At 64.2% G+C, this 24,014-nt stretch carries 19 protein-coding genes and 2 pseudogenes; 9 read left to right on the top strand and 12 right to left on the bottom strand.

The window, feature by feature from the left end; translation table 11 throughout:
* Window positions 1-3: 3 nt before the first annotated feature.
* The 10 genes from HAP41_RS17270 to HAP41_RS17315 all read right to left on the bottom strand — a co-directional run bounded on the left by HAP41_RS17270 (window position 4) and on the right by HAP41_RS17315 (window position 11,910).
* Window positions 4-1,515 (bottom strand): ABC transporter substrate-binding protein, encoded by a 1,512-nt coding sequence (locus HAP41_RS17270; RefSeq protein WP_166099271.1) that lies wholly within the window; start codon window positions 1,513-1,515, stop codon window positions 4-6.
* A gap of 23 nt (window positions 1,516-1,538) precedes the next feature.
* A complete protein-coding gene (locus tag HAP41_RS17275) occupies window positions 1,539-2,633 on the bottom strand; it encodes an ABC transporter ATP-binding protein (protein ID WP_166099266.1) in 1,095 nt (364 codons plus the stop codon).
* Complete coding sequence (locus HAP41_RS17280) at window positions 2,633-3,622, bottom strand: ABC transporter ATP-binding protein (RefSeq protein ID WP_166099263.1); 990 nt, start codon at window positions 3,620-3,622, stop codon at window positions 2,633-2,635. The genes HAP41_RS17275 and HAP41_RS17280 overlap by 1 nt, the downstream gene beginning before the upstream one ends.
* Window positions 3,619-4,329 carry a DUF1028 domain-containing protein gene (locus HAP41_RS17285; RefSeq protein WP_166099260.1) on the bottom strand — a complete coding sequence of 237 codons (711 nt, stop codon included), beginning with the start codon at window positions 4,327-4,329 and terminating at the stop codon, window positions 3,619-3,621. Before HAP41_RS17285 ends, HAP41_RS17280 begins: the two co-directional genes overlap by 4 nt.
* A 9-nt stretch (window positions 4,330-4,338) precedes the next feature.
* Window positions 4,339-6,144, bottom strand: coding sequence for a gamma-glutamyltransferase family protein (locus HAP41_RS17290; RefSeq protein ID WP_166099257.1), 1,806 nt, complete (start codon window positions 6,142-6,144; stop codon window positions 4,339-4,341).
* 87 nt (window positions 6,145-6,231) lie between these two features.
* Entirely contained in the window at window positions 6,232-7,221 is a 990-nt protein-coding gene (locus tag HAP41_RS17295) for an ABC transporter ATP-binding protein (protein ID WP_166099254.1), read from the bottom strand.
* Window positions 7,218-8,204, bottom strand: a complete 987-nt coding sequence (locus tag HAP41_RS17300; RefSeq protein WP_166099249.1) for an ABC transporter ATP-binding protein — start codon at window positions 8,202-8,204, stop codon at window positions 7,218-7,220. The genes HAP41_RS17295 and HAP41_RS17300 overlap by 4 nt, the downstream gene beginning before the upstream one ends.
* Before the next feature lie 43 nt (window positions 8,205-8,247).
* A complete protein-coding gene (locus tag HAP41_RS17305) occupies window positions 8,248-9,219 on the bottom strand; it encodes an ABC transporter permease (protein ID WP_166099246.1) in 972 nt (323 codons plus the stop codon).
* Window positions 9,220-9,229: 10 nt separating this feature from the next.
* A complete protein-coding gene (locus HAP41_RS17310; protein WP_063984746.1) occupies window positions 9,230-10,210 on the bottom strand; it encodes an ABC transporter permease in 981 nt (326 codons plus the stop codon).
* 104 nt (window positions 10,211-10,314) lie between these two features.
* Window positions 10,315-11,910, bottom strand: coding sequence for an ABC transporter substrate-binding protein (locus HAP41_RS17315; RefSeq protein ID WP_166099240.1), 1,596 nt, complete (start codon window positions 11,908-11,910; stop codon window positions 10,315-10,317).
* A 385-nt stretch (window positions 11,911-12,295) separates the two neighbouring features.
* Between HAP41_RS17315 and HAP41_RS17320 the strand changes: the two genes are divergently transcribed.
* From HAP41_RS17320 to HAP41_RS17345, 6 genes and pseudogenes are all read left to right on the top strand, one after another.
* Window positions 12,296-12,553, top strand: coding sequence for a DUF6489 family protein (locus tag HAP41_RS17320; RefSeq protein WP_008139320.1), 258 nt, complete (start codon window positions 12,296-12,298; stop codon window positions 12,551-12,553).
* Window positions 12,554-13,354: an esterase/lipase family protein gene (locus HAP41_RS17325; protein ID WP_166099235.1), complete on the top strand. Its 801-nt coding sequence runs from the start codon at window positions 12,554-12,556 to the stop codon at window positions 13,352-13,354. It begins immediately after the preceding gene.
* A 46-nt stretch (window positions 13,355-13,400) separates the two neighbouring features.
* Window positions 13,401-14,951, top strand: coding sequence for a WS/DGAT/MGAT family O-acyltransferase (locus tag HAP41_RS17330; protein WP_028157105.1), 1,551 nt, complete (start codon window positions 13,401-13,403; stop codon window positions 14,949-14,951).
* 10 nt (window positions 14,952-14,961) lie between these two features.
* Window positions 14,962-15,957 (top strand): alpha/beta fold hydrolase, encoded by a 996-nt coding sequence (locus HAP41_RS17335; RefSeq protein ID WP_166099225.1) that lies wholly within the window; start codon window positions 14,962-14,964, stop codon window positions 15,955-15,957.
* A 132-nt stretch (window positions 15,958-16,089) separates the two neighbouring features.
* Window positions 16,090-19,325: pseudogene (locus HAP41_RS17340) on the top strand (bifunctional cytochrome P450/NADPH--P450 reductase).
* Between the two features lie 30 nt (window positions 19,326-19,355).
* The gene (locus HAP41_RS17345) at window positions 19,356-20,030 is read left to right on the top strand and encodes a spermine/spermidine synthase domain-containing protein (RefSeq protein ID WP_166099220.1); all 675 of its coding nucleotides are present in this window, start codon (window positions 19,356-19,358) and stop codon (window positions 20,028-20,030) included.
* A 99-nt stretch (window positions 20,031-20,129) separates the two neighbouring features.
* Here the strand turns inward: HAP41_RS17345 and HAP41_RS17350 are convergent, their stop codons facing one another.
* Both HAP41_RS17350 and HAP41_RS17355 read right to left on the bottom strand, forming a co-directional pair.
* Entirely contained in the window at window positions 20,130-20,594 is a 465-nt protein-coding gene (locus tag HAP41_RS17350) for a nuclear transport factor 2 family protein (protein ID WP_166099217.1), read from the bottom strand.
* A 124-nt stretch (window positions 20,595-20,718) separates the two neighbouring features.
* Complete coding sequence (locus tag HAP41_RS17355; protein WP_166099214.1) at window positions 20,719-21,633, bottom strand: alpha/beta fold hydrolase; 915 nt, start codon at window positions 21,631-21,633, stop codon at window positions 20,719-20,721.
* A gap of 164 nt (window positions 21,634-21,797) precedes the next feature.
* Here HAP41_RS17355 and HAP41_RS17360 point away from each other — a divergent pair, with 164 nt between their 5' ends.
* The 3 genes and pseudogenes from HAP41_RS17360 (at window position 21,798) to HAP41_RS17370 (ending at window position 23,848) form a co-directional block, all read left to right on the top strand.
* Window positions 21,798-22,181, top strand: coding sequence for a hypothetical protein (locus HAP41_RS17360; protein WP_166099211.1), 384 nt, complete (start codon window positions 21,798-21,800; stop codon window positions 22,179-22,181).
* Window positions 22,178-23,261 (top strand): annotated as a pseudogene (locus HAP41_RS17365) (PHA/PHB synthase family protein). The gene HAP41_RS17360 and the pseudogene HAP41_RS17365 overlap by 4 nt, the downstream one beginning before the upstream one ends.
* Window positions 23,258-23,848, top strand: coding sequence for a GNAT family N-acetyltransferase (locus tag HAP41_RS17370; RefSeq protein ID WP_166099208.1), 591 nt, complete (start codon window positions 23,258-23,260; stop codon window positions 23,846-23,848). The pseudogene HAP41_RS17365 and the gene HAP41_RS17370 overlap by 4 nt, the downstream one beginning before the upstream one ends.
* Window positions 23,849-24,014 lie beyond the last annotated feature (166 nt).

Here is a 24,014-nt window from a genome sequence, read left to right on the forward strand (position 1 = left end):
CGATCACTTGAACTTCAGCCCGACCACGCGCACGAGGCCATCAGGCATCTGCCGGTAGCCCTCGAGCTTCTTCGTATGCGCGATCAGGAGCGTACGATGATAGATGTAGATGATCGGCAGGTCGTCGAGCAGGATCTTGGTCAGCTTCCCGTAGATCGCCCTGCGCTCCTCGACATTGGACGTCGCCCGTCCGTCTTCCATCAGCTTGTCGGCTTCGGGGTTCGAATACACGCCGTCGTTCTGCGGCGCCTTGCTGCGCATGAAGATGTAGGAATTGCCGTCCGGGTCGATGCGTCCGCTCCAGTTGATTTGGAACACCTGGAACTCGCCGGCCTGCGCCTGCTTGAAGGTGGTCGCGAATTCGACGACGCGGACCTTGATGTCGAAGCCTGCTTCGGCGGCCATGGACTGCACGACCTGGGCGACGGCCTCGTACTCGGTGCCCTTTGGTACCATGTAGTCGACGGTGACGGGCAGGCTGACACCGGCTTCCTTCAACAGCGCCTTGGCCTTGGCGATGTCGCGACCCGGAATGGGGAAAGCCTTCTGATAGTATGGATGCGTCGGGCTGACCCATTGATTGCCCGGCGTGAACTCGCCGTTGAATACGACCTGGTTGATGGCCTCGCGATCGATCGACAGGCTGAGTGCTTGGCGTACCTTCGCGGATTGGCTGAGTGGCCCCTTGGTCTTGTCGTTGCCGATGTTGATCGTCAGGCCCTGATAACCGAGCTCGGGGGCCGTCGACAGCACCAGCTTGGGATCGGCGCGCACGTCCTTGATGTCGGTGGCCAGCACGCGCTCGATCAAATCGAGCCCACCGGACTTGAGGTTGGCAAGGCGCACAGTGGCGTCGACAATCGGCAGGAACACGACGCGGTCGATATGGATGTTGTCCTTGTTCCAATAGTCGGCAAACCTCTCGAACACCATGCGGTCCTGCTGGGCGCGCTCGACGAATTTGTAGGGGCCGGCGCAGACCGGATGCAGGCCGAACTTGTCGCCCGCCACCTTCGCTGCCTTCGGCGAGACCATCATGCCGGAGCGGTCGGTGAGCTGGGCGATCAAGGGCGAATAGGGCGTCTTGAGCACCAGCTTGATGGTCAGGGGATCGACCACCTCGACATGGTCGACGCTGGCAAGCTCCGACTTCCGGAACGAGGTCGGCAGCGTCATGTGACGCTCGATCGAGAACTTTGCGGCTTCGGCGTCCAGCGGCTCGCCGTCATGGAATTTGACGTTGGGCCGGAGCTTGATCGTCATCTCCTTGCCGTCGGCCGAAGTCTCGTAGGAGAGCGCGAGCTGCGGCACGATGTTGAGCTTCTCGTCGATGTCGAACAGCTTGTCGCAGAAGGCGGAGAAGACGATGCGGCCGACATAGGTGCGGCCGATGCTGGGATCGAGGATGTCGGGGTCTTCGGCGATGCCGATGCGAAGCGTGGTCTGAGCCTGGGCTGCGCCCGCGAGCGACGTCAGCACAGCCGACGCCAGGATTGTCAAACGCATGAAACTCATCGCTCTCAACCTCTGTTTTGCGGCTATGCCGGGTCCGTTCCCAATGAACTAACCCCGCTGCCGCGGACTGCTTCCGGGCCGCCGCTGAAGGCGGCGACCAATTTTTCAAGGACCGGCGAGAAGCCGCCGTCGGACGGGACGATCGCCGCGGAGGACGGCAGTTCCGACGTTCGGTGACAGGCCGTTGCATGTCCGATGCCATCCGGTATGAGCTGCGGCATTTCACTGCGGCAGCGGTCGATCACGTAGGGGCAGCGGGTGTGGAAGCGGCATCCCGGCGGCGGATTGAGCGCGCTCGGGATCTCTCCCTGCAGCACAATCCGGCTGCGCTTTGCCCGCGGTTTAGGCATGGGGATCGCAGACAGCAGCGCACGGCTATAGGGATGGCGGGGTGCCGCGAACAGGGCGTCCGCCTCGGCGGTCTCGACGATCTGGCCGAGATTCATCACGGCGACATGATCGGCGATGTGCTTGACCACAGCCAGATCGTGCGAGACGAAGATGTAGGCCAGCCCAAGCCGGTCCTGCAGCTCGCGCAGGAGGTTGAGGATCTGCGAGCGGATCGAGACGTCCAGCGCCGAGACCGGCTCGTCGCAGATGATCAGTTTCGGTTCGACCGCGAGCGCGCGGGCGATGCGCTGGCGCTGGCCGCCGGAGAATTCGTGCGGATAGCGCCGTTCGAGCCGCGGCTCGAGGCCGACCAGCCGCAGGATTTCCGCGACGCGCTCGCGGCGTTGCGCCGGCGGTACCAGATCGTGCAGCGCCAGCGGCTCGGTGAGAATCTGGCCGACCGTCATGCGCGGATTGAGCGAGGCGTAGGGGTCCTGGAAGATGATCTGCGCCTCGCGGCGGAAGGCGCGGAGCGCCCAGGCGTCCAGCGAGAGCAGGTCACGGCCGGCGAAACGCACCGTGCCTGCATCCGGCTCGATCAGCCGCAGCACCAGGCGACTGACGGTGGATTTGCCGCAACCGGATTCGCCGACCAGGGCCAGCGTCTTGCCGGCGTCGAGAGAGAAGCTGACGCCATCGACCGCTTTGACATGCCCCAGTGCCCGGCCGAACAGCGAGCGCCCGGCGACAAAATGCTTGACCAGGCCTTCGACCTCGAGAAGCGCCATCACGACACCAGAAGTTCGAGCGGCGCGCGGATGCAGCGCGAGAGGTGGCCGGGGCTGACCTCGACCAGCGGTGGCGGCACCTCGGTGCAGGCGTCCAGCACGAAGGGGCAGCGCGCGGCGAAACGGCAGCCGGCGGGTGGCTGCGCCATGTTCGGCACCATGCCCTCGATCGTGGCCAGCTGCTCGGCGCGGTGGTCGAGCCGCGGGATCGAGCCCAGCAGGCCGACGGTGTAGGGATGCTGCGGCATCGCGAACAGCTCGTCGACCGGCGCGCGCTCGACGATCTCGCCGGCATACATCACCGCGACCTCGTCGCAGACTTCGGCGACGACACCGAGATCGTGGGTGATGAGGATGATGGCGGCGCCGCTCGCCGCCTTCAGTTCGCGCATCAGCTCCAAGATCTGCGCCTGCAGGGTGACGTCGAGCGCGGTAGTCGGCTCGTCTGCGATCAGGAGTCGCGGGTCGCAGGCCAGCGCCATCGCGATCATCACGCGCTGGCGCATGCCGCCGGAGAGCTTGTGCGGATATTCGTCGATCCGCCGCTCCGGCGAGGGGATGTGGACGCGGCGCAAGAGCTCGATGGCCCGCTCGCGCGCACTGCGCCGTGGGCCGCCGCGGTGGCGCAGAATGGTCTCGATGATCTGGTCGCCGATGGTGAAGCTCGGATTGAGCGACGTCATCGGCTCCTGAAAGATCATCGCGAGCCGGTTGCCGCGGAGATCGCGCAGCGTCTGGTCAGGAGTCTTCAGCAAGTCGAAGCCGTCGAAGCGGATCGCGCCCGAGATCTCCGCGCTTTGCTTCGGCAGCAATCCCATGATCGCCAGCGACGTCACGCTCTTGCCGCAACCGGATTCGCCGACGAGGCCGAGCGTCGCGCCATTGGCGACGCTGAGATCGACGCTGTCGACGGCGTGGGTCACGCGGCCGTCGTCGCCGTGGAAGCGGATGCGCAGATCCTTGGTTTCGATGAGAGGACTTGCGCTCATGATTGCCTTGCTCGGCTCGCAGCGATGCTGGCGTCGATGACGCTGCGATCGGTGTTGCCTGCCGGGTTCTGCCGCGTCGGCATGGAAGAGCGGAAATGCACCCAGAGTTCCTGACTGACGCGCTCCAGCCGTTCGAGCTCGCCCAGCGGGTCGGGATGGTCGTCGGCGCGAATGTCCAGCGCTGGCCATTCCTCCTCGCCGTGGATCAGGAGCGCGGCGGATTGCTTGCCGCGCTTGTCGCCGCCGGCGGCCTCGCCCGCGCGCATGGCGGCAAGCAGGCGGCGCGGGAAGGGCAGGCTGTCATTGGCGATATAGGTCTTCGCGGTCTCGTCGAGCACGTCGGCGCCGGCAAGCATGTTACCGGCGATCGAGAAGCCGCTGCCGGCGATGTGCCGGCACCAGTCGACGCAGTCGCGCCCGGTATGCGCGGCGATCGCGCCGCTGGCGTCCATGATGTGGATCTGGCGGCTCTCGCGGCCGTCGTCGGTCGCGAGCTGGGTGGCGAGAACGTCATGCGCATTCAGGCCCTCGCGCAGCAGCTTGACGCCGTCGATGCCGTAATAGGGATTGACGAAGGCCTGGGTCGCGATGGCGCCGAGACCGGCCGCGATGTAGGGCACGCGCGCGCCGACGGCGAAGAAGCGGGTAGCTACAGCGATGCCGAACTGGCCGGTGGCAGGGTCTCGCGCGATAATCGACCAGGTCATGTGCTGCCTTCAGCGCCCTGCGGCGTAGCCCTGCATGCCACGCGGGTTGGCGGCGGCGCGGCGGCGCACCCCGACGCGCGAGGCCGCGGTGAGGCGACCTTCCGACCAGTCGGGGCCGACCTCGACAATGTGTCCGCGCTCGCGAAGGTTCTCGATCGTCGCCTTCGGCACGCGGTTCTCGACCACGAGCACGCCGGGGCGCGCGGTGCGCGGCCAGAACGAGATCGGGAAATGCTCGGAGTGCCAGGCTGGCGCGTCGATCGATTCCTGGAGATTGAGGTTGCAATGGACGTGCCGCAGGAAGAACTGCGTGATCCACTGATCCTGCTGGTCGCCGCCGGGCGAGCCCCAGGCGAGGTACGGCTCGCCGTCGCGTAGCGCCATGGTCGGCGACGGCGTCGTGCGCGGCCGCTTGCCCGGCGCAAGCGCTGCAGGATGGTCTTCCTCCTGCCAGAACATCTGCGCGCGGCTGCCGAGGCAGAAGCCGAGCTCCGGAATGATCGGCGAGGATTGCAGCCAGCCGCCCGATGGCGTCGAGGACACCATGTTGCCGGCCTTGTCGATGATGTCGAAATGCACGGTGTCGCCGCGCACTTCGCCGAAACGCCCGACTGTCGGCTCGCCCGCGCCAAGCGCGCCGACCGCCTCGCGCTGCCCCTCGGCGCGGCGCAGCTTGACCACGCCGCCAAAACCTTCGACCGAACCGGGGAGGAAGTCGAGCGATGCCTTCTCTGAGATCAGTTTGCGGCGTTCGTCGTTATAGGCATCCGACAGCAGCGTCGCGATCGGGATCTCGCTGAACTTGGGATCGCCGTAGAACTTTTCGCGGTCTGCGAAGGCGAGTTTTGCGCACTCGATCTGGAGGTGAATGAATTCCGGCCCGGTCGGATCGAGCCCGTCGAGCGCAAAGCCCTTGAGCAGCGCGAGCTGCTGGAGCGTCACCGGACCCTGGCTCCAGACGCCTGCCTTGCAGACGGTGTAGCGGCCATAGTCGTAGGTCAGCGGTGCCTCGATCGTCGGCTGCCAACGCGCCATGTCGTCGGCCGAGAGCACGCCGCGATGCGGCGAGCCGCTGACATCCATCACTTCCTGGGTGCGGCAGAATTTGTCGATGGCTTCCGCAACGAAACCTTGCGACCAGGCCTTTCGCGCGCGCTCGATCTCGGCGTCGCGGTCACTGCCGCCGCTCTCGGCTTCGCTGAGAATGCGGGCGTAGGTCGCAGCCAGCGTCTTGTTGGTGAAGAGCGTGCCGGGCCTCGGCACTTCGCCATTGGGCAGATAGACCGCGGCCGACGTCGACCAATGCTTGCGGAACAGCTGCTCGACGGTCTGGATCGTGGCGCAGGCGCGCTCGACCAGCGGATAGCCGTCACGCGCATAGGAGATCGCCGGCTCCAGCACGTCGCGCACGCGCATCGTGCCGTAGTCGCGCAGCAGCATCATCCAGGATTCGAACGTGCCGGGTACGCAGGCCGCGAGCAGGCCGGTGCCCGGCACCATGTCGAGGCCTTCGCTCTTGTAATGCGCGATGGTGGCGCGCGCCGGCGCCGGGCCCTGGCCGCAGATCACCTCGGTGCGTGCGCGTTTGACGTCATGCACGATGATGGGCACGTCTCCGCCGGGGCCGTTCAAATGCGGTTCGACAACCTGGAGCGTGAACGCCGTGGCGACGCCGGCATCGAAGGCGTTGCCGCCCTTTTCCAGGATGGCCATGCCGACAGCGGTCGCGATCCAGTGTGTGGTGGCGACGACCCCGAATGTGCCCTCGATCTCGGGGCGCGTCGTGAAGGGATCGGGATTGACGTTGCTGGCCATGGGATTTCGCTACCTTATTTGTCGCGCGCGCAATTGATCACAGGCGATGCCGTGCCGCCAATGCGTGGACCGCATGGCACGCGCGCGTCACGCCGGGACCGGCGCAGTGTTCACCGCATGGCAGGCGACGCCGGCGATCAGTTCCGGGGCTTCCTTGCGGCAGAGATCGAACGCCAGCGGGCAGCGCGGATTGAAGGCGCAGCCGGGCGGCGGATTGATCGGATTCGGGATCTCGCCCTTCACCGGAATACGTTGGCGGCCCGACATTGCGAGATCGGGCACGGCGCCCAGCAGCATCTTGGTGTAGGGCATGCGCGGTCGGGCGAACAGCTCGCGTCCCTCCGCGATCTCGACGATGCGGCCGAGATACATCACGCCGACTCGGCTCGCCATGTGGCGGACCACGGCGAGGTTGTGGCTGATGAACATGTAGGTCAGGCCGAACTTGTCCTGGAAGTCGCGCATCAGGTTCAGGATCTGCGCCTGCACGGAGACGTCGAGCGCCGAGGTCGGCTCGTCGCAGACGATGAACTCCGCATCGGAGGCGAGCGCTCGCGCGATCGCGATACGCTGGCGCTGGCCGCCGGAGAACTCGTGCGGAAATTTCAGACGGTCGTCGGGATGCAGGCCGACGAGGCTGAGCAGTTCGCTGACGCGCGCCTGGATGTCGCGCTCGCCCTGGATCAGGTCGAAGGCGCGGATCGGCTCGGAGATGATGGCATCGACCCGGAAGCGCGGGTTCAGGCTCGCATAGGGGTCTTGAAAGATCATCTGGATGCGGCGGCGCAGTTTTCGCCGCGCCTGCGCCTGCCGTGGATCGGTCATCGAGATGCCGTCGATCAGCACGTTGCCGGAGCTTGGCGGCAACAGGCCGACGACCATCCGCGCCACCGTGGTCTTGCCCGAGCCGGACTCGCCGACCAGCGCAAAGGTCTCGCCCTTCCTGATGTCGAAGCTAACGTGATCGACAGCCTTGAGATATTCGAGATGCCCGCCTTCGAGCACGCGGTTGAGCCAGGGTTTTGAGACGTCGAAGACGCGGCGCAGATTTGTGGCCTGGACGAAAGGCGTGCTCATGCCGCGCTCTCCGCCGGCACGGTGTCGTAGAGATGGCAGGCAACGGATTGTGTGCCGCGTGATAGTGGCTCCGGCCGTTCAACCCGGCAGCGATCGAAGGCGAAGGCGCAGCGCGGATTGAACGAGCAGCCGCGCGGGATCGCCGACAGGCGCGGCATGGAGCCGGGGATCTGCACCAGGCGCTTGTCGTCCCCGGCAAGCGTCGGAATCGCGCCCATCAGGCCCTTGGCGTAAGGGTGCAGCGGATTCTTGACGACGTCCTGTACCGGGCCGATCTCGGCGACGCGGCCGGCGTACATCACCGCGACGCGGTCGGAGGTCTCCGCGATCACGCCCATGTCGTGGGTCACCAGCATCACGGCGGTGCCGTGGTCGCGGCCGAGCCGCTTGATCAGCGAGATGATCTGCGCCTGCACGGAGACGTCGAGCGCGGTGGTCGGCTCGTCCGCGATGATCAGCTCGGGCTCGGCGCAGATCGCCAGCGCAATCACCACGCGCTGGCGCATGCCGCCGGAGAATTCGTGGGGATAGCCGTCGATGCGCTTTTCCGGTGCGGGAATGCCGACCTCGGCGAGCAGGTCGATGGCGCGGCTGCGGGCGGTCGTCTCGGACAGGCTCAGGTGGGTTTTGATCGTCTCGATGATCTGGTCGCCGACGCGGTAAAGCGGATTGAGCGAGGTGAGGGGATCCTGGAAGATCATGCCGATCCGTTTTCCCCGGATGCGGCGTATCTGCTCGGCCGGCAGATTGTCGATGCGCTGGCCGGCGAGACGAATCTCGCCGCCGGCGATGCGGCCGGGCGGATCGATCAGGCCGATCACCGCCAGGCCGGTGACGGACTTGCCGGCGCCGGATTCTCCGACCACGCCGAGCACCTCGCCCTTGGCGATGTCGAACGAGACGCCGTCGATCGCGCGCAGCGTGCCGCGGCGGGAGGCGAACTCGACCTGAAGATTGCGCACGGAGAGTACGGGTTCGGTCATGGGCGAGGCGATTTCATCGAAGCTTTGCTCATCGAAGTCTTGCTCATCGAAGTTTCGGGTTGAGCGCGTCGCGCAGCCAGTCGCCGAGCAGGTTGATCGACAGGATCAGCGCGGCGAGCGCAAGCCCGGGGAAGGCGACGATCCACCATTCGCCCGCGAACAGATAATTGTTGCCGATGCGGATCAGCGTACCCAGCGACGGCATGGTGTCGGGCAGGCCGACGCCGAGGAAGGACAGGGTCGCCTCGGTGATGATGGCGAGTGCGAGGTTGATGGTGGCGATGACCAGGATCGGACCCATCGTGTTCGGCAGCACGTGGCGGAACATGATCTTCGGCGCGGGCAGGCCAATCAGCTGCGCCGCGGCCACGTAGTCCTTGTTCTTCTCGACCATGACCGAGCCGCGCACCGTCCGGGCATATCCCACCCAGAAACTCAGGCCGATCGAGATCACCAGCACCACCAGCATGCTGTTGGCATCCAGCCGGTTGCCGAGGATCGATTTCGCGATGCCGTTGACCAGCAGCGCGATCAGAATGGCGGGGAAAGTGAGCTGCACGTCGGCGATCCGCATGATCACGCCGTCGACCGCCCCCCCGAAATAGCCGGCGATCAGGCCGAGTGCGATTCCGAGCGCGCCGGCGAAGACCACGCCGGCGACACCGACGGCGAGCGAGATGCGCAAACCATACAGGATGGCGGAGAACACGTCGCGGCCCTGCTCGTCGGTGCCGAGCAGGAACGGGCTCTGGCCGTCGGCGGTCCAGAGCGGTGAGATCCGCGAGTTCATCAATTGCAGCTGCGCCGGATCGAACGGGTTCTGCACCGCGAGTGCTGATGCAAAGATCGCGAGCAGGAAGAACAGCATGGTAATGGCCGCCGCCACCATGGTCAGCTTGGAGCGGCGGAACGAATAGAAGATGTCGCTGTCGAGCGCGCGGCTGAGCCAGCTGCGGGCGGCATGCGTCGGCAGCGTGCTCGGCTTGTCGGAATTTGAGGCGACTACGTCGGACATGGAGGCTGCCTTATGCCGCGCGGCCGATGGTCGAGCGCAGGCGCGGATCGACCACGGTGTAGAGGATGTCGACCACCAGATTGATGGTGACGAAAATCAGAGAGACCATCAGCAGGTAGGCGGCCATAATCGGGATATCGACGTTTTGCACGGCCTGCACGAACAGAAGTCCCATGCCGGGCCATTGGAATACGGTTTCGGTGATGATCGAAAATGCAATAACCGAGCCAAACTGCAGTCCGGCCACCGTGATGACGGGAATGAGCGTGTTCTTCAGTGCGTGGCCGAAATGGATGGCACGGGTGGTCAGCCCGCGGGCCCGAGCGAAGCGAATATAGTCGGTCCGAAGCACTTCCAGCATTTCCGCGCGCACCAGCCGCATGATCAGGGTCATCTGGAACAGGCCGAGCGTGATCGAGGGCATGATCAGCGCCTTCAGGCCCGACAGCGTGAGCAGCCCCGTCGTCCACCAGCCGAGCTTGACCACCTCGCCGCGACCGAACGAGGGCAACCAGCCCAATGTCACCGCGAACAGATAGATCAGGAGAATGCCGATCAGGAAAGTCGGCAACGAGATGCCGATCAGCGAAACCGCCTGGAATAATTTGGCGAGCACGGTGTCGCGTTTGAGCGCCGAATAGACGCCCATCAGGATGCCGAACACCATTGCGAATACGGTCGCGCAGATCGCCAGTTCCAGCGTCGCGGGCATGCGCTCCATCAACAGCGTAGAGACCGGCTGGCGGAACTGATAGGAGACGCCGAATTTGAACTGCGCGGCGTTGCCGAAATAGCGGACGAACTGCACCGGCACGGGATCATCGAGGCCGAGCGATTTGCGCACGGCTTCGCGTTCGGCCGCCGACGTATCGATCGAGACGATCTGGTTGACCGGGTCGCCGGCGAAGCGGAACATCGAGAACGCGATGATGCCGACGGCGAACATGACGCCGATGGCCTGAAGGGCGCGGCGAAGAGTGAAAGCGAGCATGCCTTCCACTATCCTTGGGTGTGCGTTTGGCTGACGTCTTTGTCAGCCGGAAAAGGAAAGGTCCCGGAAGCCTGACGCTGCCGGGACCTCGTGTTCAACTGTCGCTATTCCTTCTTGGTCGCCCAGTGGAACATGACCAGATTGTCGGCGCGCTGCGGCAGGTTGACCTTCTTTGATACGCCCCAGGCCAGCGCCTGCTGGTGCAGCGGGATGTAGGACCAGTCCTTGTTGCCGATTTCGTAGGCCTGCTTGATCAGCTGGTTGCGCTTGGCGGTGTCGGTTTCGACCAGCACCTTGTCGGTGATGGCGTCGAACTCCTTGTTGCAGTAACCGCCGAGATTGGCTTCGCCGCGCGAGGATTTGGCATCGTCGCGGCAGCCCATGATGTCAAAGAGCACGTTGTGGGAGTCCATTGTGCTCGGCGTCCAGCCCAGCATGTAGAACGAGGTCTGGTAGCCTCCTTGCTTCAACACCTTGGCGAAGTATTGCGCCTTGGGCTGCGCCAGCAGATTGATCTTGACGCCGATGCGGGCGAGCATGCCGACGACGGCCTGGCAGATCGCTGCGTCGTTGACGTAGCGATCGTTCGGGCAATCCATGGTGACCTCGAAGCCGTCGGGGTAGCCGGCCTCGGTCAGGAGCTTCTTGGCGCCATCAGGGTCGAATTTCGGCCGGGTGAACTCCTTGGACAGCAGGAACAATTCCGGAGCGATCATCAGGGCCGACGGCGTCGACAGCCCGCGCATCACGCGCGTCTTGATCAGCTCGATGTCGATCGCCTTGTAAAAGGCCTCGCGGACCCGGATGTCCTTGAATGGGTTCTTGCCCTTGATGCTGGAGTAGAGCAACTCGTCGCGGACTTGATCGAAGCCGATGAAGATGGTGCGCAGCTCCGCCCCCTTCAGCACCTGGGCGTTCGGGCTCGAATCGACGCGGGAGATGTCCTGGATCGGCACCGGCTCAATGACGTCGACTTCGCCCGACAGCAGCGCGGCGACGCGGGTGGCGTCGGAGGCGATCGGGGTGAAGATGATCTCCTTCAGGTTACCTTCGACCTTGCCCCAGTAATTGGGGTTGGCCTTGAACACGGTCTTCACGCCGGGCTGGTGGCTTTCGATGACGAAGGGACCGGTGCCGTTCTCGTGGAGCGAGGCGTAGCTCGGCGTGGTCGCCGCCACCGGCGTCGGGTCGACGACGTTGTTCTCCTCGGCCCATTTCTTGTCCATGATGTACCAGACATCCCACGCGTTATGCAGGATGGGATTGGGCGAGGGCAGGACGAAATCGACGGTGTAGTCGTCGACCTTGATCACCTTGACGTCCGGAGCAAGGCGGGTCTGCATGTTGGACCCCTTCTTGCGGACGCGATCGGCCGAGAACAGCACGTCGTCGGCGGTGAAGGGATCGCCGTTGTGGAATTTCACGCCTTTGCGCAAATGGAAGCGCCAGCGGGTCGGCTCCGGGGTTTCCCAGCTTTCCGCCAGCGCCGGGATGATCTTGAGGTCTTTGTCGCGCGCGGTGAGGCCTTGATAGACGTGACCGAGATGGGCGTGAGTGGTGCTCTCGTTGAGGGTATAGGGATCGAGCGACTTCAGGTCACCCTGGTTGGCATAACGTAGCGTCTGGCTCGACGCCGACGAGACCGTCAACGCAAGCGTACCGGCGAGCGTCGCCGCAAACAGAGTTCGACCGACTGACATTCTTGACCCTCTCCACTCTGCCGCGCCGTGATTTTTGATTGTTCGGCGGGCGTCCCAATCCATGTTGCCCAGAGTTCACGACCCGTGCAAGCGCCATTCCAGCAAGGAACGCGCCAAGTTGCGCCGCTGTGCAGCAATGCTGGCCGACAATCTGGCGGCGAGGGGTTCGCGGGCGATATTCGACTTTCGATCGGTGAAGTCCCCGGCCGCGGGGCCCTCGTGCCCCGCCGGGCGCCGAGGAAGCGGGCTCATGGCGGGCGCGATTTCATTGACCATATCCGCCGATCGCGGAAGCAAGGCCGGCCGCCAGCCTCAGGTCGCTTGCGTTGCACACCGTCTCGCGGCGATACTGCGACAGGCCGCTCGAATCTCATCTGGAGGGGACATGAAAGTTAACATCGAAATTGACTGCACCCCCCTTGAAGCCCGCCAGTTCTTCGGACTACCCGACGTGATGCCGATGCAGACCGCCGTGATGGACAAGTTGCAACAGCAGATGATGTCCAACATCGAAAAGGTCTCGCCGGAGTCGCTGATCCAGAGCTGGTTCACCTTCGATCCGAAGATCGCCGAGCGGTTTCAGGACATGTTCGTCACCATGGCCGGCCTCGGCAGCCCGCGCAGCGGCGACAAGAAGAAATAAATGTCGCCCGGGCCGGACGAGCCGCAGGCGTCGGGCCGGCTTCGTCCGCCGAGCCTCGGCATGCTGCTGGCCGAAGCGCGTGGACTTTTCGAATTCAACGCCAGCCTGATGCTGTCGCCGCTCCTGATGCGCGCGCCCAGGGGCGACGGCCATCCGGTGCTGGCACTGCCGGGCTTTCTTGCCAGCGATCTCTCGATGGCACCGATGCGGCGCTATCTTAGCGAGCTCGGCTATGAGGCGCACGCCTGGCGGATGGGGCGCAATCTCGGTGGGCTGGGGCGGACGAGGGAAGCCTTGCGCACGCGCCTCGCCGAAATCCACGCCACGAGCGGACGCAAGGTCAGCCTGGTCGGTTGGAGTCTCGGCGGCGTCTATGCCCGCGATCTCGCACTCCAGGCGCCCGAGATAGTCCGTTACGTCGTCACGCTCGGCAGCCCGTTTGCCAACGACGTGCGGGCGACCAACGCCACGCGGCTCTACGAAGCGTTGTCCGGCGATCGTGTCGAGGATTTTGCCGAACTGCGCGAGGCGATCGCCGGCGATCTGCCGGTGCCGGCGACGTCGATCTATTCGCGCGCCGACGGTGTCGTGAACTGGCGAACCTGCTTGTTGCGTCCCTCCGACCGCGCCGAGAACATCGAGGTGCACCTGGCGAGCCATATCGGGCTTGGCGTGAACCCCGCGGCGCTGTGGGCCGTGGCGGACCGCCTGGCGCAACCGGAGGGGGAATTCTGGCCGTTTGACCGGGCAGGGCCGTTTGCCATTGCATATGCCCCGCCGGAACGGGCAGTATCGGCCTGACGAGAAGCGCCGGCAAAGGCGCCCGTCAAAATTAGCGGAGGGAACTATGGCTGACGGTAAGAAGCTGTCGTCGCTGGACGCATCATTTCTCTATCTGGAAACGCCGGAGATGCCGATGCATGTCGGCAGCATGGCGATCTTTCGCCTGCCTGACGACTACAAGGGCGACTTCTTCGAAGACTTCAAGGCGATGATCGTCTCGCGCTTGCACATCGCGCCGATCCTGAAGGCGCGGCTGGAGAAGGCGCCGCTCGATATCGATCATCCCTCCTGGGTCGAGGACGACCAGTTCGACATCGACCGCCACATCTTCCGCGCCAGCCTGCCGCAGCCGCGCGACCGCGCCACGCTCGAACGCATCGTCGGCTGGATGCACGCCAAGCTCTTGAACCGCGCCCGGCCGCTCTGGGAGTTCTACGTGTTCGAGGGCATGAAGGACAACGAGGTCGGGCTCTATTCCAAGATGCACCATGCCGCCATCGACGGCGGCGCCGGGGCGGCGCTGACCAACATGATCTACGATATCTCGCCCACCCCCCGGAAGGTCGATCCGCCGACGGCGGGCAGCAAGCCCGGACAGGAGCCGCGCGACATCGCCGCCAACCTGCTCGATTCCTATCAGCAGCTCTTCACCCAGCCGCTCGATGCCTCGGCCGCCGCGAAGAACCTGCAATTGCCGCGCACGGGCAAAAGCGACATCGGCTCGATCCTGTTCGACAATGCGATGTACCAGATCGAGAGCGCGGTGCGCTTCGCCGGCAACATCCCGACCATGGTGAAGAGCGTCTCCGACGTGCTCGGCAAAATCTCCGATCCGAAATCCCGGGAAAGCCTCGCCAGCATGGTGTCGCCGCCGACCATGCTGAACAAGACGATTTCCTCGGAACGCAGCTTTGCCGGCGTCTCGATCTCGCTGTCGCGTTCAAAGGCGCTCGCCAAGCAGGCCGGCGGCAAGCTCAACGACGTGGTGCTGGCGCTCGCCTCCGGCGTGGTCCGGCGCTACCTCCAGCAATATGGCACGCTGCCGGCGAAATCGCTGACCGCCGCCGTGCCGATCTCGCTGCGTGAGGAAGGCAACACCGAAGCCAACAACCAGGTGTTCGGCATGATCTGCTCGATCGCGACCAATATCGACGATCCCAAGGCGCGGCTGGAGGCGATCATCGCGCAGTCGACCAAGTCCAAGGAGATGTCGCATCCGTTGCGGGCCCTGATGCCGCAGATTTCCAACATCTCGATGCTGGGTGCGCCGATGATGGTGCAGGTTCTGGCGCTGCTCTACAGCCGCTCGAACCTGTCGGATGTGCTGCCGCCGGCGGCCAACATCACGGTGTCCAACGTGCCGGGGCCGCGGCAGACGCTCTATGCCGCCGGCGCGGAGCTGTTGCACATCTTCCCGGTGTCGATCTCGACGCATGGCCAGGCGCTCAACATCACCGTGCAGAGCTATCGCGACCAGCTCGACTTCGGCTTCATCGTCGGCGCCAACATCATTCCGCACGTGCAGGTGATGTGCGACATGCTGCCGGAGGAGTTCGCCGCGCTGGAGGCGGCCTACGCGCCGCCGGCGGCCGACGTCAAGGGCGCCGCAGAGTAGGAATATTGCGATGATTGAAATGCCACCGCTCAAGTTCGTGCAGACGAACGGAATCCGCATGGGCTACTACGAGGCGGGCCCTGTCAGCGACAAGCCGCCGATGGTGCTGTGCCACGGCTGGCCGGAACTCGCCTTCTCCTGGCGTCACCAGATCAAGGCGTTGAGCGAGGCCGGCATCCGGGTGATCGCGCCGGACCAGCGCGGCTATGGCGCGACCGACCGGCCCGAGCCGGTCGAGGCCTACGACATCGAACATCTGACCGGCGACCTCGTCGGGCTCCTCGATCATCTCCAGATCGACAAGGCCATCTTCGTCGGTCACGACTGGGGCGGCTTCATCGTCTGGCAGATGCCGCTGCGGCACATCGACCGAGTTGCGGGGGTGGTCGGCATCAACACGCCTCATACCAACCGTGCCTGGGCCGATCCGATCGAGCTTCTGCGCGCTCGCTTCGGCGACAAGATGTACATCGTGCAATTCCAGGATCCGGCGCGCGAACCCGACAGGATCTTCGGCAGTCGCGTCGAGCAGACATTCGATGCGTTCATGCGCAGGCCGGCGCCGCGCCCGCCCGATGCGCCGGCGGAGGAAGTGATTGCCGGCGTGGGCGCTTCGCCGCGGGTCAATCTGGCGTTTCCGCAGATGATTGCGGCTTATGACGCGAAGCACGATCCGCGCACGCCGATCCTGTCGCCGGAAGAGAAAAAGGTGTTCGTCGACAATTTCACCAGAACGGGCTTCACCGGCGGCATCAACTGGTACCGCAACATGTCGCGCAACTGGACGCGCGCCGAAGGGCTCGATCATACGGTGCGCGTGCCGTCGTTGATGATCATGGCCGAGAACGACGCGGTGTTGCCGCCGATTTCCGCCGACGGCATGGACAAGCTGATTCCCGATCTCGAAAAATATCTGGTCCGCGACAGCGGCCATTGGACGCAGCAGGAGAAGCCGGAAGAGGTCAGCGCCAAGTTGATCGAATGGCGTAGAAGGCGGTTTGGCTAGCGCTCGTCGTTGCGAACTCGCCATCGCGAGGAGCAAAGCGACGAAGCAATCCAGACTGCCTCCGCGGATATATTCTGGATTGCTTCGCTTCGCTCGCAATGACGAACATTGAGGCAGGGGGACTACATTTCAATGTCATCCAAGAACCGTCTGGACCCGATTCCGCAGCCGCCGACCAAGCCGGTGGTCGGCAACATGCTGTCGCTGGATTCGGCCGCGCCGGTGCAGCACCTGACCCGGCTCGCCAAGGAGCTTGGGCCGATCTTCTGGCTCGACATGATGGGCTCGCCGATCGTCGTCGTCTCCGGCCACGATCTCGTCGACGAGCTCTCCGACGAGAAGCGCTTCGACAAGACGGTGCGCGGTGCGCTGCGCCGTGTGCGCGCGGTCGGCGGTGACGGCCTTTTCACGGCCGACACCCGCGAGCCGAACTGGAGCAAGGCCCACAACATCCTGCTGCAGCCGTTCGGCAATCGCGCCATGCAGTCCTATCACCCGAGCATGGTCGATATCGCCGAGCAGCTCGTCAACAAATGGGAACGGCTCAACGCCGACGACGAGATCGACGTCGTCCATGACATGACCGCGCTGACGCTGGACACGATCGGCCTGTGCGGCTTCGAGTACCGCTTCAATTCCTTCTATCGACGCGACTACCATCCCTTCGTCGAGTCGCTGGTGCGCTCGCTCGAAACCATCATGATGACGCGCGGCCTGCCGTTCGAGCAGCTCTGGATGCAGAAGCGCCGGAAGACGCTCGCCGAAGACGTCGCCTTCATGAACAAGATGGTCGACGAGATCATCGCCGAGCGCCGCAAGAGCGCCGAAGGGATCGACGACAAGAAGGACATGCTCGCCGCGATGATGACCGGCGTCGACCGTTCGACCGGCGAGCAGCTTGACGACATCAACATCCGCTACCAGATCAACACGTTCTTGATCGCGGGCCACGAGACCACCAGCGGCCTGCTGTCCTACACGCTCTATGCCTTGCTCAAGCACCCGGACATTCTCAAGAAGGCCTATGACGAGGTCGACCGCGTTTTCGGCCCCGACGTCAATGCCAAGCCGACCTACCTGCAGGTGACGCAGCTCACTTACATCACGCAGATCCTCAAGGAAGCTCTGCGGCTGTGGCCGCCGGCGCCGGCCTATGGCATCTCACCGCTGAACGACGAGACCATCGGCGGCGGCAATTACAGGCTCAGGAAGGGCACCTTCATCACCATCCTGGTGACGGCGCTGCATCGCGATCCCTCGGTCTGGGGTCCAAATCCCGACGCGTTCGATCCCGAGAATTTCAGCCGCGAGGCGGAGGCCAAGCGGCCGATCAACGCCTGGAAGCCGTTCGGCAACGGCCAGCGCGCCTGCATCGGCCGCGGTTTTGCGATGCACGAGGCGGCACTCGCGCTCGGCATGATCCTCCAGCGCTTCAAGCTGATCGACCATCAGCGCTATCAGATGCATCTGAAAGAAACGCTGACCATGAAGCCCGAGGGCTTCAAGATCAAGGTACGTCCGCGCGCCGATCGCGAGCGCGGCGCTTATGGCGGGCCGATCGCAGCTGCAGTTTCAGCGCCGAGAGCACCGCGTCAGCCGACGACGCGGCCCGGCCACAATACGCCGATGCTGGTGCTGTACGGCTCCAACCTCGGCACGGCCGAGGAGCTCGCAACGCGCATGGCCGACCTTGCCGAGATCAACGGCTTTGCCGTGCATCTCGGGCCGCTCGACGATTACGTCGGCAAGCTGCCGCACGAGGGCGGCGTGCTGATCATCTGCGCCTCCTATAACGGCGCGCCGCCTGACAATGCGACGCAATTCGTCAAATGGCTCGGCGACGATCTGCCGAAGGATGCCTTTGCCAATGTGCGCTACGCCGTGTTCGGCTGCGGCAACAGCGTTTGGGCGGCAACCTATCAATCGGTGCCGCGCTTCATCGACGAGCAATTGTCGAAGCATGGTGCGCGCGCGGTCTATCCGCGCGGCGAAGGCGATGCGCGCAGCGATCTCGACGGCCAGTTCCAGAAATGGTTCCCTGCGGCCGCGCAGGTTGCCACCAAGGAATTCGGCATCGACTGGAATTTCACCCGCGCCGCGGAGGACGATCCGCTCTATGCGATTGAGCCTGTCGCAGTAACCGCCGTCAACACCATCGTCGCGCAGGGCGGTGCTGTCGCGATGAAGGTGCTGGTCAATGACGAACTTCAGAACAAGTCCGGCGCCAATCCGTCCGAGCGTTCGACGCGCCATATCGAGGTGCAGCTGCCGTCCAACATCATCTATCGCGTCGGCGATCACTTAAGCGTCGTTCCGCGCAACGATCCGACGCTGGTGGATTCGGTTGCCCGTCGCTTCGGCTTCCTGCCGGCGGACCAGATCAGGCTTCAGGTCGCCGAAGGCCGGCGCGCGCAGCTGCCGGTCGGCAATGCCGTCTCGGTCGGACGCCTGCTCAGCGAGTTCGTCGAGTTGCAGCAGGTGGCGACACGGAAGCAGATCCAGATCATGGCCGAGCATACCCGCTGCCCGGTCACCAAGCCGAAGCTGCTGGCCTTCGTTGGCGAGGAGGCCGAGCCGCTCGAGCGTTATCGCACCGAGATTCTGGCCAGGCGCAAATCGGTGTTCGACATGCTGCTCGAATATCCGGCCTGCGAGTTGCCGTTCCACGCTTACCTGGAAATGCTCTCGCTGCTGGCGCCGCGCTACTATTCGATTTCGTCCTCGCCGTCGGTGGACCCGGCGCGATGCAGCGTCACGGTCGGCGTGGTCGAAGGGCCGGCCGCCTCCGGGCGCGGTGTCTACAAAGGCATCTGCTCGAATTATCTCTCCAACCGGCGTGCGGGCGATGCGATCTATGCCACCGTGCGCGAGACCAAGGCCGGCTTCCGGCTCCCGGATGAGTCATCGGTGCCGATCATCATGATCGGCCCGGGCACCGGACTGGCGCCGTTCCGCGGCTTCCTCCAAGAGCGCGCCGCGCGCAAGGCGAAAGGCGCCGCCCTCGGTCCGGCCATGCTGTTCTTCGGCTGCCGCCATCCCGACCAGGATTTTCTTTACGCGGAGGAGCTGAAGGGGTGGCGGCAAGCGGCATCACCGAGCTCTTCACGGCATTCTCGCGTGCAGATGGACCGAAGACCTATGTGCAGCACATGCTTGCCGCGCAGAAGGACAGGGTCTGGCCGCTGATCGAGCAGGGCGCGATCATCTATGTCTGCGGCGATGGCGGCAAGATGGAGCCCGATGTGAAGGCCGCGCTCGTCTCGATCCATCGCGAGAAGAGCGGCAGCGATGCCGCCGCGGCTGCGCGCTGGATCGAGGAGATGGGTGCGAAGAACCGGTATGTGCTGGATGTCTGGGCGGGAGGGTGATTGTTCGTCCGATCGTGCTAAAGCTCTCGCATGATTCCCTGGGAAAAGATCGACACCGCAAAAATCCCCGGCTCCGACGAAGAGCTCCGCCTGATGCGGCGCGGCAAGGAGTTCTCTATCAAGCTCGGCACCAACGAGCTGATGAACAACCGCCTGTCAGGCTCTGAGGCCGCGCTCGCAACTCTCGCGGCAAAGCAGATCGAGACGGTCGCAAAACCCGTTGTCCTCATCGGAGGCCTCGGGATGGGCTTTACGCTGCGCGCGGCGCTGACTGTGCTCGGGAGCAAGGCGAAGATCGTGGTCTCCGAGCTCGTGCCGGCGGTGGTCGCCTGGGCGCGCGGCCCGATGGCCGAGGTCTTTGGCGACAGTCTCGATGATGTCAGGGTGAAGATCCGGGAGACCGACGTTGGCGAGATCATCCGTGCACAGCGGTCGGCCTTCGACGCCATTCTGCTCGACGTCGACAATGGGCCGGAGGGGCTGACCCGGAAGGGCAATAACGCACTCTACAATGCGAGCGGGTTGAAAGCGGCGAAGGTGGCGCTGCGGCCGGGCGGCGTGCTCGCCGTCTGGTCGTCGGGACCCAACCCGGCCTTCACCAAGCGCCTCGGTAGCGCCGGCTTCGATGTGAACGAAGTCAATGTTCGCGCCACCGGCAGAGGCGGCGGCGCGCGCCACGTGATCTGGATAGCGCGGAAGAGCTAGGCGGCGATTTGTAGCCCGGATGGAGCGAAGCGAAATCCGGGGCGGTCGATCCGCAAAGAGTGGTCCCGGATTACGCTGCGCTTCATCCGGGCTACGGCTCTAGAACATCGTATTGTTGTTCGCCGGATTTTCCGGGATGTCCTGAACGACGTCCCAGTGTTCGACGATCTTGCCGTTCTCCAGCTTGAAGATATCCACGATCGCGCGGCCCCTGCTGCCGGGCTCCCGAACGGAGTGAACGTGCAGGATGACAAAGTCGCCATCGACGAATGAGCGCTTGATCTCGCTGTGCGAGTTCGGAAACTTTTCGCGCAGGAAGCCGATGAACTTGCGAAAACCGTCCGGACCATCGGGCGCATTCGGATTGTGCTGGACATAGCGGTCGCCGACATAGGCGAGGGCCGCATCGGCGTCCTTCTGATTGAGGCCCTTCTCGTAGAAGGCCAGCACGGCGGCGCGGTTGGCTTCTTCCTGCGCGCTGGCGGCCAGCGCAGCGCCGTTGCCGACAGACAGCATGAGAATGGAAGCCGCAATCATTGTGACGGACCGGACGATGAGATGCATGTGAGCTCCGAGAGGCCGCAGCCTCTGTCTTGCGATTGAGGGAGGCCTGTATAGCTTTCGCGCCAGCTCGCGTTAAGAGAGTAACCGGAAGCTCACATGGTCACAGCGAGGAGACCGGTCGCGTCTACGCCGCCTGCGCCGCCGCCCCATGAGCGTGCTTGTCGATGGCGCGGATGATCTCGGGCCAGAAGCGCATCGGCAGCGCGTGGCCCATGCCGTCGATCATCAACAGCTTTGCGCCGGGAATCGACTCTGCGGTGTCCTTGCCGCCTTCGGGACGCACCAGCGGATCGACAGTGCCGTGAATGACCAGCGTCGGTGTTTTCACGCCATGAAGCCGCTCCTTGCGGCTGCCGGAAGCGGGCACCGCACGGAGCTGCCGGCCGACGCCGGCCGGATTGAGCCCGCGTGCGAAGACGCGCTCGGCACGATCGGGGTCGAGCGCTTCCTCTTCCGGAAAGGACCCGGCGCGCAGCACCTTCCAGGTCTCGCCGAAGCGGACGATGAACTCCTCCTTGCTGCGTGGCGGCGGTGCCATCAGCATCGCGGAGGCCTCGCGTGTCGGCGGCGGCACACGCGGATTGCCTGTCGTCGACATGATCGAGGTCAGCGAGCGCACGCGCTCTGGAAACGACAGCGTCACCTCCTGCGCAATCATACCGCCCATCGAGGCACCAACCAGATGCGCGGACTTGATGCCGAGCGCGTCCATCAGGCCGACCGTGTCCTTCGCCATGTCGATCAGCTTGTAGGTCGCGGCGACGGGAATCCTCAGAAAGCGCAGCTTCAACAGCTCGAGCGGCGTCAGGCGTTTGCCGCCCGTCAGATGGCTCGACTTGCCGATGTCGCGATTGTCGAAGCGGATCACGCGAAAGCCATGCACGGCGAGCTGCTCGCAGAACGCATCGTCCCAGTGGATCATCTGCGCCCCGAGCCCCATGATCAGCAGCAGCGGCTCGGCGTTGTCGTTGCCGAAGATCTCGTAGCAGATGTCGATGCCGTTGGCGCGGATGGTCTGGGGCGGCTGATGGGTGGTCACGGGCGCGTTCCCTCCTGCTGATCGATGCTGTATCGCACGGTTTGCCGCCGCAAAGAAGCCGTGTGCGCCGCACCGCGCGACCTGCCGGTTGACCGCTCCCTCGCAACGGTGTGGTATGGCGAAAAAAGAAGGGCATCGCAGCTCTCGATATCAGGAGGACGCCGATGACCGACAAGACCAATGACCCCGTCGCCATGTGGCAGAAGATGGTTGGTGAGATGGAGAAGGGGTTCAACTCCTTCGCCAACCAGGCCATGTCGTCGCCCGAGTTTTCACAGGCGATGAACCGCGCGGGAGGGGTTGCTGCAGGTGCTCAGAAGCAACTCGGCGAGCTCATGGACAAATATCTGGTCTCCATGAACCTGCCCAGCCGCGATCAGGTCACTGGCCTTGCCGAAAGGTTGCAAGCCATCGAAGGCCAGATCGGTGAGATCAAGTGGATGCTGAGCCAGATGGCGGCACGTTCCGGCGTATCTCAGGGCTCCGATACGGCATTGCGACCGCCGCGCACCAGGCGCCCGCCGTCCGAGGGCGGAGAGCAGACATGAATGCAGCCACCGGACTAGATCTCGCATCGATCCCGGATCGCATCCAGTCCGAGGTGCAGCGCGCCATCCAGCGCAGCATCAAGGGCGTCGAATATTTCTCGACTTCGGGCCCTTCGCTCGGCTCGACGTCCGAAGGACGTGCTGCATTCGCGCGGCACCATGAGCCTCTATCACTACCGGCCGATGTCCGACGAGATCTACCGCGTGCCGGTCTTGATCGTGATGGCGACCACCAATCGCGGCTACATCCTCGATCTCGTGCCTGGTCAGAGCTTCATCGAGTTCCTGCTCAAGCGCGGCTACGACGTCTACATGCTGGACTGGAGCGCGCCGCGGCCGGAGGAGAAGAGCCTGCGCATGGAGGACTACGTCCTCGACTTCATCCCGGATTGCGTCCGCCGCGTGCAGGCCGATTCCGGCGAGCAGGACGTCTCGGTGATCGGCTATTGCTTCGGCGGCGTGCTGTCGCTGCTCTACGGCTCGATCCACAAGGACGGGCCGATGAAGAATTTGATCTGCTTCACCACCCCGATCGATTTCCGCGAAATGAAGCTGTTCTCCAATTTCTCCGACCGCCGCTATTTCGACGTCGACCGCCTCGTCGACAGCGTCGGCAACGTGCCGCCGGAGATGATCCTGTCCTCGTTCGAGATGCTGCGCCCGGCCTCGCGCACGGTGAGCCAGATCCAGCTTTGGGAAAACATCTGGAACGATGAGTTCGTGAAATCGTACCGCATGTTCGACCGCTGGGCGACCGACACGCTGCCGCTTGCGGGCGAGTATTTCCGCACGATCACCAAGGATCTGATGTGGGACAACAAACTGTTCAACGACACCATGTCGGTCGGCGGCCGCGCGGCGAAGCTCGAAGACATCAAGGTGCCGTTCCTGCATGCGGTCGCCGAGCACGATCACATCGTGCCGTATGACGCCGCAAAACACCTGATCGCGAAGATCGGATCCGATGACAAGGAAGAGGTGATGCTGAAGGGTGGTCACGTCTCGCTTGTTGCCGGCGCCAACGCTGTGAAACGGCTGTGGCCGAAACTGGATTCCTGGCTGGGGAAGAGATCGACATGAGTGAGCAGCGTTCCTATCCGCGTCAGGTCAAGACCGACGCTGGCGATATCGAGATCCGCCTGATGTCGCCTGCGGACGAGGCCGCGGTGCTGGCCTTCGGCAAGGGCCTGCCGACCCATGATCTGTTGTTCCTGCCGCGCAACATCAGCGAGCTGAAGGTGCTCTCGGCCTGGGTCAAGGAGATCGAGCGCGGCGCGATTACCAGCCTGCTCGCGGTCAGGGACGCCAAGGTTGTCGGCTGCGGCACGCTGGTGCGCGATCCGCATTCCTGGTCGCCCCATGTCGGCGAGATCCGGATGGTTGTTTCCCTCGACGTGCGCGGGAAGGGGGTCGGGCGGGCGCTCTCGCAGGAGACCTTTGCGCTCGCGCTCGGCGCCGGCCTGGAAAAGCTTTCGGTCCAGATGACGGTCGACCAGCAGGCGGCGATCGCCCTGTTCGAGAGCCTCGGCTTCAAGGCCGAGGCGCTGCTGCGGGACCATGTCCGGGACGTCGACGGCAAGACCCACGACATCGTCGTGCTCGGGCACAATATTGCGCAGGTGCAGGCCCAGATGGAAGCCTATGGGCTGCCGGGTGCCGTCCAGTAAGGCGCCGTCTTCCGGGAAACGATTGGCTACAGGGGCGCCAGATTGCCTGACATTAAGGCTGTTCACGATTTCGTGATATCGCAGTGCAATATGAATATTGCATCGCACCATTAATTATGTCATATAAGCCGTGCCCCGGGCCAATGAGGACGGGGTGAGCCCATAG

The organism is Bradyrhizobium barranii subsp. apii (genome assembly GCF_011516635.5).
Lineage (GTDB): Bacteria > Pseudomonadota > Alphaproteobacteria > Rhizobiales > Xanthobacteraceae > Bradyrhizobium > Bradyrhizobium barranii.

What these genes read in the sequence shown, in the direction of transcription:
- HAP41_RS17270 (WP_166099271.1), bottom strand. Translation starts at nt 1,515, where the DNA reads ATGAGTTTCATGCGTTTGACAATCCTGGCGTCGGCTGTGCTGACGTCG.
- HAP41_RS17275 (WP_166099266.1), bottom strand. Translation starts at nt 2,633, where the DNA reads ATGGCGCTTCTCGAGGTCGAAGGCCTGGTCAAGCATTTTGTCGCCGGG.
- HAP41_RS17280 (WP_166099263.1), bottom strand. Translation starts at nt 3,622, where the DNA reads ATGAGCGCAAGTCCTCTCATCGAAACCAAGGATCTGCGCATCCGCTTC.
- HAP41_RS17285 (WP_166099260.1), bottom strand. Translation starts at nt 4,329, where the DNA reads ATGACCTGGTCGATTATCGCGCGAGACCCTGCCACCGGCCAGTTCGGC.
- HAP41_RS17290 (WP_166099257.1), bottom strand. Translation starts at nt 6,144, where the DNA reads ATGGCCAGCAACGTCAATCCCGATCCCTTCACGACGCGCCCCGAGATC.
- HAP41_RS17295 (WP_166099254.1), bottom strand. Translation starts at nt 7,221, where the DNA reads ATGAGCACGCCTTTCGTCCAGGCCACAAATCTGCGCCGCGTCTTCGAC.
- HAP41_RS17300 (WP_166099249.1), bottom strand. Translation starts at nt 8,204, where the DNA reads ATGACCGAACCCGTACTCTCCGTGCGCAATCTTCAGGTCGAGTTCGCC.
- HAP41_RS17305 (WP_166099246.1), bottom strand. Translation starts at nt 9,219, where the DNA reads ATGTCCGACGTAGTCGCCTCAAATTCCGACAAGCCGAGCACGCTGCCG.
- HAP41_RS17310 (WP_063984746.1), bottom strand. Translation starts at nt 10,210, where the DNA reads ATGCTCGCTTTCACTCTTCGCCGCGCCCTTCAGGCCATCGGCGTCATG.
- HAP41_RS17315 (WP_166099240.1), bottom strand. Translation starts at nt 11,910, where the DNA reads ATGTCAGTCGGTCGAACTCTGTTTGCGGCGACGCTCGCCGGTACGCTT.
- HAP41_RS17320 (WP_008139320.1), top strand. Translation starts at nt 12,296, where the DNA reads ATGAAAGTTAACATCGAAATTGACTGCACCCCCCTTGAAGCCCGCCAG.
- HAP41_RS17325 (WP_166099235.1), top strand. Translation starts at nt 12,554, where the DNA reads ATGTCGCCCGGGCCGGACGAGCCGCAGGCGTCGGGCCGGCTTCGTCCG.
- HAP41_RS17330 (WP_028157105.1), top strand. Translation starts at nt 13,401, where the DNA reads ATGGCTGACGGTAAGAAGCTGTCGTCGCTGGACGCATCATTTCTCTAT.
- HAP41_RS17335 (WP_166099225.1), top strand. Translation starts at nt 14,962, where the DNA reads ATGATTGAAATGCCACCGCTCAAGTTCGTGCAGACGAACGGAATCCGC.
- HAP41_RS17345 (WP_166099220.1), top strand. Translation starts at nt 19,356, where the DNA reads ATGATTCCCTGGGAAAAGATCGACACCGCAAAAATCCCCGGCTCCGAC.
- HAP41_RS17350 (WP_166099217.1), bottom strand. Translation starts at nt 20,594, where the DNA reads ATGCATCTCATCGTCCGGTCCGTCACAATGATTGCGGCTTCCATTCTC.
- HAP41_RS17360 (WP_166099211.1), top strand. Translation starts at nt 21,798, where the DNA reads ATGACCGACAAGACCAATGACCCCGTCGCCATGTGGCAGAAGATGGTT.
- HAP41_RS17370 (WP_166099208.1), top strand. Translation starts at nt 23,258, where the DNA reads ATGAGTGAGCAGCGTTCCTATCCGCGTCAGGTCAAGACCGACGCTGGC.